Annotated in this window: 9 protein-coding genes and 1 rRNA gene; 9 read left to right on the top strand and 1 reads right to left on the bottom strand. The window is 40.4% G+C overall.

Going from position 1 to position 10,632, the window contains the following annotated elements; all coding sequences use genetic code 11:
• The first annotated feature begins 152 nt into the window (after positions 1-152).
• The 9 genes from rrf (at position 153) to LV83_RS17300 (ending at position 9,247) form a co-directional block, all read left to right on the top strand.
• Positions 153-264: ribosomal RNA gene (gene rrf / locus LV83_RS17340) — 5S ribosomal RNA — on the top strand.
• Between the two features lie 506 nt (positions 265-770).
• Positions 771-3,197 (top strand): heavy metal translocating P-type ATPase, encoded by a 2,427-nt coding sequence (locus LV83_RS17335; RefSeq protein ID WP_111612818.1) that lies wholly within the window; start codon positions 771-773, stop codon positions 3,195-3,197.
• A 1-nt stretch (position 3,198) separates the two neighbouring features.
• Positions 3,199-3,387, top strand: coding sequence for a cbb3-type cytochrome oxidase assembly protein CcoS (gene ccoS / locus LV83_RS17330; protein ID WP_111612817.1), 189 nt, complete (start codon positions 3,199-3,201; stop codon positions 3,385-3,387).
• The gene (gene ccoN / locus LV83_RS17325; RefSeq protein ID WP_111612816.1) at positions 3,380-5,506 is read left to right on the top strand and encodes a cytochrome-c oxidase, cbb3-type subunit I; all 2,127 of its coding nucleotides are present in this window, start codon (positions 3,380-3,382) and stop codon (positions 5,504-5,506) included. Before ccoS ends, ccoN begins: the two co-directional genes overlap by 8 nt.
• A gap of 9 nt (positions 5,507-5,515) precedes the next feature.
• Positions 5,516-5,701 (top strand): cbb3-type cytochrome c oxidase subunit 3, encoded by a 186-nt coding sequence (locus LV83_RS17320; RefSeq protein ID WP_111612815.1) that lies wholly within the window; start codon positions 5,516-5,518, stop codon positions 5,699-5,701.
• On the top strand, positions 5,698-6,630 hold the full coding sequence (locus LV83_RS17315) for a cbb3-type cytochrome c oxidase N-terminal domain-containing protein (RefSeq protein WP_111612814.1): 933 nt from the start codon (positions 5,698-5,700) through the stop codon (positions 6,628-6,630). Before LV83_RS17320 ends, LV83_RS17315 begins: the two co-directional genes overlap by 4 nt.
• Before the next feature lie 51 nt (positions 6,631-6,681).
• Positions 6,682-8,094: a cytochrome c oxidase accessory protein CcoG gene (gene ccoG / locus LV83_RS17310; protein ID WP_111612813.1), complete on the top strand. Its 1,413-nt coding sequence runs from the start codon at positions 6,682-6,684 to the stop codon at positions 8,092-8,094.
• A 25-nt stretch (positions 8,095-8,119) separates the two neighbouring features.
• Positions 8,120-8,545, top strand: coding sequence for a FixH family protein (locus LV83_RS17305; RefSeq protein ID WP_111612812.1), 426 nt, complete (start codon positions 8,120-8,122; stop codon positions 8,543-8,545).
• Positions 8,546-9,247, top strand: coding sequence for a sulfite exporter TauE/SafE family protein (locus tag LV83_RS17300; RefSeq protein WP_111612811.1), 702 nt, complete (start codon positions 8,546-8,548; stop codon positions 9,245-9,247).
• Here the strand turns inward: LV83_RS17300 and hemN are convergent.
• Entirely contained in the window at positions 9,244-10,602 is a 1,359-nt protein-coding gene (hemN, locus tag LV83_RS17295; RefSeq protein ID WP_111612810.1) for an oxygen-independent coproporphyrinogen III oxidase, read from the bottom strand. The genes LV83_RS17300 and hemN overlap by 4 nt on opposite strands.
• Positions 10,603-10,632: the final 30 nt, after the last annotated feature.

The raw sequence follows: 10,632 nt of genomic DNA, 5'->3' as shown, positions 1-10,632 counted from the left end.
CTAATTGCCCAAAAGCTTACCCTACGTTTGTTACAGTTTCTGCAAAGACATGTTATTTACTTAAGACATTAGACAAAAGACGCTAGACAGGAGACTGGTTGAGATACGAAAGAGATCTTGCTACTTGCTACTAGCTACTTAAGTCTTCCAATTTAGGCGGCCTAGCGCAGGGGTCCCACCTCTTCCCATCCCGAACAGAGAAGTTAAGCCCTGCAGCGCCGATGGTACTGGGGTTACACCCGGGAGAGTAGGTCGCCGCCTCATTTATTCAAAAGCCAGTCCCGATATCCTTCGGGACTGGCTTTTTTGCGTTACCCCCCTGTTTTGGTAAGGGAATACAAAACCCGGAAGAACAACCACCTATAGGAATCCGAAGCAGCCTCATTTATCCTAAGCCCGATGGTTAATTCCATTGGGTTTTGGTTTTATATACTTTTTTGTATGCCAACTCAATACTCTGTTAAGACATTTGTATTGAGTAAGTTATTTTTCTTTTGCAATAGTTTTTTCTCTTCCAATTGCAAAGACCAAACTACTAGGCATTTATTCTCGAATATGATTTTTGTCAGCTTTTAGTATAGTTTATGTCAAGTACCACCATTTTTTACTCACGTAGTTTTGGTGATCCAATAGATTACAAAACCTCAAGAAGATCTGGAGTTATTCTTTCCATTTTTTCTTCAAGTAATTGGTGATACGTAATCTTTAAACTAAGAATTAACCATAATTCGTTTTGGATTTTATAAATTAATAGAGCAATAGTTATATAAATGGATAAAAAACTACCTGCACATGAAGTTGTTTCTTGCTATCACTGCGGTGAAGATTGCGAGAATGTGCATTTAGTAGTTGATGATCGTAATTTTTGCTGCCAAGGATGTAAACTAGTATATGAGGTTCTCTCTGAAAATGATCTCTGTAATTACTATGATATCGCTAATCATCCAGGAAATAGCCAGAAGAGCAAAAAACTTCAATCTAATAGATTTGATTACCTAGAGGATCAAGAGACGGCTAATAGCTTACTCGATTTTCAAAATGCCAACGAAAGTCACTTAACCTTTTACATCCAAAATATTCATTGTGCGTCTTGCATCTGGCTGCTGGAGAATTTAAATCAAATTCACTCAGGTATTTATTATAGTAGAGTTGATTTCATCAAAAAGAAGGTTCAGATAAAATTTCTTAAGGATAAAATCACGATTAAAGAATTGGTGAGCTTGCTTTCTACCATAGGCTATGAACCCAAAATAAACCTATCAAATCTAGATAAGAAGCAAGTTCCTACCTATGATAAGCGACTTATCCAGAAGCTCGCAGTTGCTGGATTTTGCTTTGGAAATATGATGCTATTTAGTATTCCTGAATACTTTTCAGAAGCTGAGCTCATCGACCCTTCTTTTCGGGGTTTGTTTAGCTATCTAAATGTTATTCTGGCTATTCCAGTAGTCATTTACTCCGCTAGTGATTATTATCTCTCTGCATGGAATTCGCTCAAGCAAAAGCGAATAAATATGGATGTTCCTATTGTATTAGGGATAGTAGCCTTGTTCGTTTATTCGCTTTGGGAAATTTTTGCTTTTCAAAGATCGGGCTATATGGACAGCCTAGGTGGATTATTGTTCTTCTTACTATTGGGGAAAATCTATCAACAGAAAACTTTTTCAACCCTAGAGTTTGACAGGGATTATAAGGCCTATTTTCCAATTGCAGTTACCCGAATATCAAAAGACCAAGAGTCAGTAATCCCTTTATCCAAACTCTCGGTTGGTGATGTGATTATGGTTCGTGATGAGGAGTTGATCCCTGCTGATTCTGTTTTGTTGAGTGCCAACGCTAGTATTGATTACAGTTTTGTGACTGGAGAAGAGGTTCCAGTTCCAAAACAAAAAGGAGAATTAGTATACGCTGGAGGTCGTCAGATGGGTGGTGCTATTTTGCTGACAGTCCAAAAATCTCCCTCACAGGGATATCTCACTGATTTATGGAACAATGAATCTTTTGAGAAAGGCAAAGAAGGATTGCTCGAACCCATATCCAACAAAATCAGTGCTGTTTTCACTTGGTCAGTTTTAGCGATTGCATTTATCTCATTTGCCTATTGGTCTTTCACTGATTTATCCCTGGCAGTAAAAGTATTCGCGTCAGTGCTTATCGTAGCTTGCCCCTGTGCTTTGGCGATGTCTACGCCTTTTACTTTAGGTAATACACTCAGGATTTTTGGCAAAAGTAGGTTTTACTTAAAAAATGCGAATGTTGTTGAGCGATTGGCTTTGGTTGATTCAGTAATCTTCGATAAAACTGGTACCCTCACAGATCCTTCAACAGCGAAAATTAGTTTTATTGGTGTACCTCTTTCAGAAGAATCTAAAAGTATTTTGAAAGCTTTGGTCCAGCGCTCTACCCACCCACTCAGTAATCGTATTAATTATTGGCTTGAGGGTCAAAATGCTATTTCAATAGAACAAGTAAAAGAAATCAAAGGAGCTGGGGTCCAAGTGACCTATAAAAACCAAGACTTCAGAATTGGTTCTGCTGAGTTTACAGGCTTTAAAACTCAGCCAAAAAGTCAAGTTGGAAACATTGTATGCTTCTCTGTAGAAGGCCAGGAATTAGGTTATTTCCAAATTGAGTCTGGTCTTCGAGAAAAGGCGTCTGATGTAATTAGTGAGCTTAGCGCTAAATATAAGCTGCATATGTTGTCGGGAGATTATCCTCACGAACAAACATACCTGGAAGAAAGGCTTGGACATAAAATCACTTATAATTTCCAACAAAGTCCAGTCGATAAATTGTCCTATGTGAAGAACTTGAACAAAGCCAACCATACTTTAATGATAGGAGATGGCTTAAACGATGCTGGAGCTTTGCAAGAGAGTGAAGTGGGAATAGCAATATCTGATCGAGTGAGTCATTTCTCCCCAGCAAGCGATGCGATCATGGATTCTGAGGTATTTGGTATGATTCCTAATTTTCTGAGTTTCGCCAAATCAAGCAGACTTATCATAAAGGCAAGTTTTATTTTGAGTTTATTTTATAACTTAGTTGGACTTGGGTTGGCAGTTCAGGGGCTTTTGAGTCCGGTAATCTGCGCTATTTTGATGCCTTTAAGTAGTATTTCAGTGGTCGTGTTTACTACCTTGACCACCAATTTTGTTGCCTGGAAGAGGGGAATGTTAACTTCAAAACTGTTCTAGCATGGAGGTTATTTTTCTATTAATCGCGATTAGTCTAATACTGGCAAGTACATTTCTCTACCTTTTTTTTAAGGCAATGAAAGACGGCCAATTTGATGATAATTACACTCCTTCAATAAGAATACTCTTCGATAACACATCGAAAAAAACCAAGAAAGATCAACCATCAAAACCCGATTCCTATGAATGACACTATGCTGGAGAGGTTCCAATATGACAATAAAATTGTCAAATATTTTGGGGCAGCCACAATTATCTGGGGCGTAATAGGGATGCTGGTCGGCGTTCTTGCGGCGACACAGTTATTCTTGCCTGAAGCTAATTTAGGCAACCCCTACACTACATTTGGGCGAATTCGCCCGCTCCACACTAATGCGGTAATTTTCGCTTTCGTTGGAAATGCAATTTTCGCCGGGGTTTATTATTCTATGCCTAGGTTACTTAAAGCGCCGATGTGGAAGAAATCACTGAGCTGGTTTCACTTCTATGGCTGGCAAATAATTATTCTTGCGGCTGTTCTGACTTTGCCTTTGGGATTAACCTCTTCGAAAGAGTATGCTGAATTAGAGTGGCCTATTGATATTGCAATAGCTGTTGTTTGGGTGGCTTTTGGAGCCAATATGATTGGTACTATTCTCAATCGTAGAGAGCGTCATATGTACGTTGCTATATGGTTTTATTTAGCATCATTCATTACGGTAGCCGTCTTGCATATCGTGAACTCCTTGGCGTTGCCGGTTACCTTATTTAAGAGTTATTCTGCCTACGCAGGTGTGCAGGACGCGTTGGTGCAATGGTGGTATGGTCACAATGCTGTGGCATTTTTCCTTACTACACCTTTCCTCGGCTTGATGTATTATTTTCTACCAAAGGCTGCAAATAGGCCGGTTTATTCCTATAAGCTTTCTATTATTCACTTTTGGTCCCTGATCTTCCTTTACATGTGGGCAGGACCTCACCACTTACTTTATACTTCACTTCCTGAGTGGGCTCAAGTATTGGGGACGGTTTTTTCCGTGATGCTTTTGGCTCCATCTTGGGGCGGGATGGTTAATGGTCTTTTAACCTTGCGGGGAGCTTGGGATAAAGTGACAAATGATCCCGTCCTGAAATTCATGGTAGTGGCGATCACAGCTTATGGTATGGCAACTTTTGAAGGCCCGATGCTTTCTTTCAAAAATGTCAGCGCAATAGCTCACTATACCGATTGGATTATAGCACACGTACATGTAGGCGGATTAGGATGGAATGGTTTCTTGACTTTCGGAATGCTGTATTGGATGTGGCCTAGATTATTTAAGACAACCATTTATTCAACTAAGCTGGCTAATACACACTTCTGGCTTGGAGTATTGGGAATCATTTTCTATGCCTTGCCAATGTATGTAGCCGCTTTGACTCAATTCTTGATGTTGAGAGAGTTTGATGAGATGGGTAAACTGGCTTATGGTAACTTCCTTCAAACTGTAGTAGAGTTAGTTCCAATGTACATGCTTCGGGCATTTGGTGGCCTGCTCTATGTGAGTGGTGCAATTCTGATGGGCTATAATATGTTCAAAACTGCTAAGCAAGGTACGTTTGTAGCAACCGAAGAAGACTCAGCACCGGCACTGACGAAAAGCTACAATCCCCAAGGAGAATTTTGGCATCGGGCATGGGAGAGAAAACCAGTTTTCTTTGCCGTATTAGCTACTGTTGCCATTTTGATAGGTGGCGTGGTAGAGATCGTTCCTACTATTTTGGTAAAATCCAATATACCTACTATCAGCTCTGTGAAACCTTATACTGCTCTTGAGCTTGAAGGAAGAGATATCTATATCAATAATGGATGTGTGGGATGTCATTCTCAAATGATTCGACCATTTAGGTTTGAAACTGAACGATACGGAGAATATTCCAAGGCAGGTGAATTTGTATATGATCGACCTTTCCTCTGGGGATCCAAACGGACTGGTCCAGATCTTCATAGGGTAGGTGGTAAATACCCTGATAGTTGGCATTATTTCCATATGGAAGATCCTAGAAGTATGTCACCTGGATCTTTGATGCCTCCATATCCTTGGTTGAAAACCAATGAACTTAATTATTCTGATTTACCTGCCAAAATCAGAACTATGCAGAAACTTGGCGTTCCATATCCTGAGGGGTATGATCAGCAAGCAGTGGCAGACTTGGAAGCTCAGGCTGTTAAAATCGCTTTAAACTTGGAAGATGCAGGAGTGGCAGTGATGCCAAATACTGAAATAGTTGCATTGATTGCATATCTACAGCGATTAGGGACAGATATTAAAGTTTCATCATCTAACTAGCCGGAAATCATGTACAAAGAAGTATTAAGATCGATCGAAAATGTGGAAGTATTCCCGGTGGTTTCACTGGTGATATTTGTTCTGTTTTTTATAGGGATTACTATTTGGACTATGCGTGTTCCAAAAGATGTAATAGACCATATGAGTTCTTTGCCAATGGATGATGATAACGAATTAACCGACAAACAGCCATGAAAAAATTACTAACCCTTTTTACATTCAGTGGACTTTTGGCTTCTAATCCACTTTTGGCGCAGGAAGTGTCAGGGGGATTGGCAGCTATGGACTCTAATCAAATGACTCTTTTAATAATTATTGGGATCACTATCGGAGTAATTATTTTGCTCTTGGTTCTGATGATTTATTTGATGTCGTTTATTTCTACCGTTTTCCGCAAGGAAAATCCAGAGATAGCCGAAGAACCTAGCTGGTGGGAATCATTTAAGTTGAAGTTTGTCACAGGTGATATCGAAGAGGAGCAAACAAAAGATAAGTTGATGAACGATCATTCGTATGATGGAATTCAGGAGCTGGACAACTTTATGCCCCCATGGCTTCAATGGGTATTTACTGGAACCATCATAATAGCATTTGTGTATTTTGGTTATTACACAGTTCTTGGTTATGGAAAAACTGGTGTTGAGGAATATCAAGAAGAAGTACGGATCGCAGCGATAGAAGCTAAAGCTAGAGGTGAGAGTGCGCTTGCTTCGCTAGATGAAACCAACGTGACTCTTGATGATTCTGAAGCAGCTTTGGCTACAGGAAATACTATTTTCCAAGCGAACTGTGCTGCTTGTCATGCTGCTGACGGCGGAGGCGGCGTAGGACCGAATCTAACAGATAAATATTGGATACACGGCGGCGATATCAAAGATCTATTCTCTGTGATAAAGTATGGTGTGATATCGAAAGGGATGGTCCCTTGGGAAGATCAGCTTAATCCTAAGGAGATTCAGGAAGTGGCAAGCTTTATCCTGAGTCTTCAAGGCACAAGTCCTGCTGCTCCAAAAGATCCACAAGGAGAATTGTATGAAGAGGGAGCTGAAGAACCTGCTATGGATTCTGTTTCTCCTGCAGATACAACTTCAGTTGCGAGCGATTCAACGGCGATAGCCGAATAAGTTAATCCTACCGGGAGTCATCCGATTTCCGGTAGAAAATAGCCTAATCTTATGGCAAAAAAGAACCCACATTTAAATCCTGAGACCTTTAGAGACTCATTGGCTACTGTCTTGGATGATGGGAAGCGGAATTGGGTCTATCCCAAAAAAGTAAAAGGGTTCTTTTATAAGTACCGGACCTACGTTTCTTGGGTCCTCTTGGGGATTTTATTTGCTGGACCATTTATCAAAGTAGACGGCAGGCCTTGGCTTCTGTTCAATATTTTTGAGCGGAAATTCATCATTTTCGGGGCAGTATTCTGGCCTCAGGATACCTACCTGCTCATTTTTCTTTTGCTGATATTCTTTGTCTTTGTCATTCTCTTCACGGTAGCTTTTGGAAGAGTATGGTGTGGGTGGGCATGCCCGCAAACGCTATTTATGGAAATGGTTTTTCGTAAAATAGAATACCTGATTGAGGGAGATGCTAATCAGCAAAGAGCGTTGAATGCGCAGCCTTGGAACCAGGAGAAGATAGTCAAGAAATCAATTAAGATCAGTGTCTTTGCTTTCATATCACTCTTGATTGGTCATTTGGTGATGGCCTATTTGATTGGAATAGAAGCGGTGCTAGACATCGTCTCTTCACCCCCTACAGCACATATGGCCGGATTTATAGGCTTGATTGCTTTCTCTGGCATTTTCATGTTTGTTTTTACCTGGTTTAGAGAGCAAGCCTGCTTGGTGGTGTGTCCTTATGGTAGATTACAAGGTGTGATGCTAGATAACAACTCCATCAATGTGATGTATGACTATGTTCGTGGAGAACCGAGAGCACCTATCCGAAAAAATGCTGCAGAGAATGTAGACAAAGGAGATTGTGTGGATTGTAGCCTTTGCGTGCAAGTTTGCCCGACGGGAATAGATATTCGCAACGGAATACAGATGGAATGTGTGAACTGTACGGCATGTATAGATGCCTGCGACGAGGTAATGGTGAAAGTAGATCGACCAAAAGGCTTGATTCGATATGCATCAGAGAATAGTATCAAACAAGGCTTTCAAAAGCTACTGACTGGAAGAGTAAAGTCTTACATCGTAGTTTTGGTTTTGCTGTTAACTGTTTTCGTTTCCTTAATTGCTACCCGAGATGATATTTCTGCGACGATTACTAGATTTCCAGGGATGACTTATCAAGAGCGGGAAGATGGAATGGTTACTAACCTCTATCAAATCACATTGATCAATAAAACCTTTGAGCCTCAGGAGGTCGAGTTGAAGTCCCTGGCTGAAGGAATGAATGTGGAGATTGTGGGAGCTCAGCATTTGGTTTTGGAAGCTCAGTCTAAATTTGAAGGAAGGTTCTTTCTGGTAAGAAACCAAAATGAGGTGAAAGTGAATCAAGAAAAAGTAGAATTGGCTCTTTTTCACAAAGGAGAGGAGATTGACCAAATTGAGACGAATTTCACCGCACCAATCAAGTGAGTTTAAAATTTAATCAGATGCAATTATGGATTGGGGAAAAGGAATAGTACTTACAATTATTGGCTTTGTCGTATTGATAATGACGATGGTGGTGATCTCTGTGCGAATGGATGGTATCGAGTTGGTTACAGAGAATTACTACGAAGAAGAAATAAAATATCAGGATAGAATTGATGAATCTAAATCTGCTGACGATTTAGACCGAGAAGTAATAGCGTATAATGCGCAATCCAAAACCATAGAACTTGACCTTCCGGATGGTGCCAAAGGCTTCTTGCAGCTTTTTCGACCTTCCGATTCTTCTTTGGATCAAAAAATAAACGTTGAAGTAACGCATTCTGGAATTACTCAAATCCCATTGAAAGAACTTAAAGCTGGTTATTGGAAGGTTCAACTCAATTGGTCTGAAAATGGAATTGATCACTATCAGGAAAAAAAGATCACACTATAAATGCTCTGGACTGCCTTCATACTTGGGTTTTTGGGTTCATTTCACTGCGTGGGAATGTGTGGTCCCATAGCTTTAGCCGTAGGCGGAAGTGGGAGCAAATCATTCTTCTATAATAAGATTCTCTATAACCTTGGCAGAAGCGTTACCTACGCTATTCTTGGGCTAATTATTGGCAGTATTGGTTTTTCCTTATCAATGGCAGGAGTACAGCAAGGTTTCTCTATTGCGATGGGCGTACTCATTCTGATTATGGCGCTTTCATACAAAAAAGCCGATCAATTTTTAACTATCCCTGCTCTTTCGGGAATAGTGATTTGGGTAAAGAGACAATTAAATCGATTTCTGAAAGCAGGAGGCCCATTTGCTTTCTTTGGTACAGGGTTAGCCAATGGCCTACTTCCCTGCGGAATGGTCTACATGGCGTTAGTTGCTGCTTTGGCATTCCAAAGTCCGCTGCTTGGGGCCACCTATATGTTCTTTTTCGGTATTGGTACAATTCCTTTACTCCTTGTGCTTATGTTCTCAGGGTCTTTGATTCCGGTTGGAGCAAGGCAAAAATTCCAAAAAGCCATTCCTTACCTCGGTGTGCTTATAGGACTTCTATTTATTTTCCGTGGACTTGGTATAGGAATGTTTTTCAGTCCTGACCTACACGTTTTCGATTACGGTAGTCAGCAGGTCGAAATTACGATGTGTCGCTAAACCGTCTTGCTGAAAAGAGCTTTTTTAGCTTGATTTTTTGCCAAACGAAGATCTATCTGAGAGCAGATGTTTCTAATGAAACTCATTCCTTTTTCAGATACTTTGAGTAGAGGAGAGTTTATTGAAATAAGACCGTCTAATTCCATTTCTTTTAGGTTCCAAGCTTGATTTTCTGAAAGTTGCTCCCAGATTTCAACTGGGATTTCAGCTTCTTTTTTACAGATCAACTCAAGAATTATACTTCTGATTTGTAGGTCAAGTTCGCTGAGTGTGTGCCCTTTTTGGATAGACCATTCTCCTTTCATCGTCTCAGCTTTATATCGCTCAATAGCTTTGTCATTTTGGGCATAAGCATAATACACGTCACTGATGCTACTGGCTCCCAGCCCAATCAGGATTTTGGAAGGCAAAGTAGTGTAACCCATAAAATTTCTATGCAATGAGCCTTCGTTTTTTGCTAGGGTCAAAGGGTCGTTTGCAAGCGCAAAGTGGTCCATTCCTATTTCTACGTATCCCATTTTCACAAGAAGAGCTCTTCCGAATTTGTAGAGTTCACTCTTCTCAGTTTCTGTTGGTAAAAATTGCTCGAAGCTCCTCTGCGCAGGAAATGCACTAGGCAGATGTGCGTAACTATAAAAAGCTATCCGGTCAGGTTTTAACTCATTTACTTTTTCAAAGGTGTCTTTGAGGCTTTTGATGGTCTGATGTGGCAACCCATAGATCAAATCAAAATTTATAGAAGTGTAACCTAAAATTCGTGCAGAATCTGTCGCGTATTTCACTTTCTCAAATGGCTGGATCCGATGGATGGCTTTCTGAACCTTCTCATCAAAATCCTGTATTCCATAGCTTACACGGCTGAAGCCCAGATCGCTCAGTGTTTTTAAATGTTCAAAACTAGTGTTATTCGGATGTCCTTCAAAGCTAAACTCAGCATTAGGGCTGATTTCTGAGCCTTCCAGAATAGTTGAAATCAAATGATTTAGACTTGAGGGGTCAAAAAACGTGGGAGTTCCTCCGCCAAGATGGATTCCTGATATTTTAGGTTGAGCCTCAAAAATCGCTTTATATTTTTCCCATTCAGCAAGCAGTGCTTCGATGTAGGGATCTTGGACTTGTTTATTTTTGGTGATTCGTTTGTTGCAGCCACAATAGGTGCACAGGCTTTCGCAATAAGGCAGATGGATGTAGATTGAAATACCTTCTTTCTCGCCAAAGGTCCTGAAAGCTTTCTTTACAAGGTCATTCCAATCCTGTGGTTCTAGGTTATTTTCCCATAGTGGAACAGTAGGATAAGAGGTGTATCTGGGTGCAGGACTGTTGTACTTTTTGACTAATTCGGCTGAATTCGGCATGTGAATTTGCTTTTTTGCAAATAACGCCTT

Origin of the sequence: Algoriphagus yeomjeoni, assembly GCF_003259505.1 — a bacterium.
GTDB lineage: Bacteria > Bacteroidota > Bacteroidia > Cytophagales > Cyclobacteriaceae > Algoriphagus > Algoriphagus yeomjeoni.
The sequence above is the reverse complement of the archived record's forward strand: the minus strand, read 5'-3'. Positions and strand labels throughout refer to the sequence as shown.

Bases quoted from the DNA above. Each gene is read 5' to 3' on its own strand.
- LV83_RS17335 (WP_111612818.1), top strand. From the start codon at position 771: ATGGATAAAAAACTACCTGCACATGAAGTTGTTTCTTGCTATCACTGC.
- ccoS (WP_111612817.1), top strand. From the start codon at position 3,199: ATGGAGGTTATTTTTCTATTAATCGCGATTAGTCTAATACTGGCAAGT.
- ccoN (WP_111612816.1), top strand. From the start codon at position 3,380: ATGAATGACACTATGCTGGAGAGGTTCCAATATGACAATAAAATTGTC.
- LV83_RS17320 (WP_111612815.1), top strand. From the start codon at position 5,516: ATGTACAAAGAAGTATTAAGATCGATCGAAAATGTGGAAGTATTCCCG.
- LV83_RS17315 (WP_111612814.1), top strand. From the start codon at position 5,698: ATGAAAAAATTACTAACCCTTTTTACATTCAGTGGACTTTTGGCTTCT.
- ccoG (WP_111612813.1), top strand. From the start codon at position 6,682: ATGGCAAAAAAGAACCCACATTTAAATCCTGAGACCTTTAGAGACTCA.
- LV83_RS17305 (WP_111612812.1), top strand. From the start codon at position 8,120: ATGGATTGGGGAAAAGGAATAGTACTTACAATTATTGGCTTTGTCGTA.
- LV83_RS17300 (WP_111612811.1), top strand. From the start codon at position 8,546: ATGCTCTGGACTGCCTTCATACTTGGGTTTTTGGGTTCATTTCACTGC.
- hemN (WP_111612810.1), bottom strand. From the start codon at position 10,602: ATGCCGAATTCAGCCGAATTAGTCAAAAAGTACAACAGTCCTGCACCC.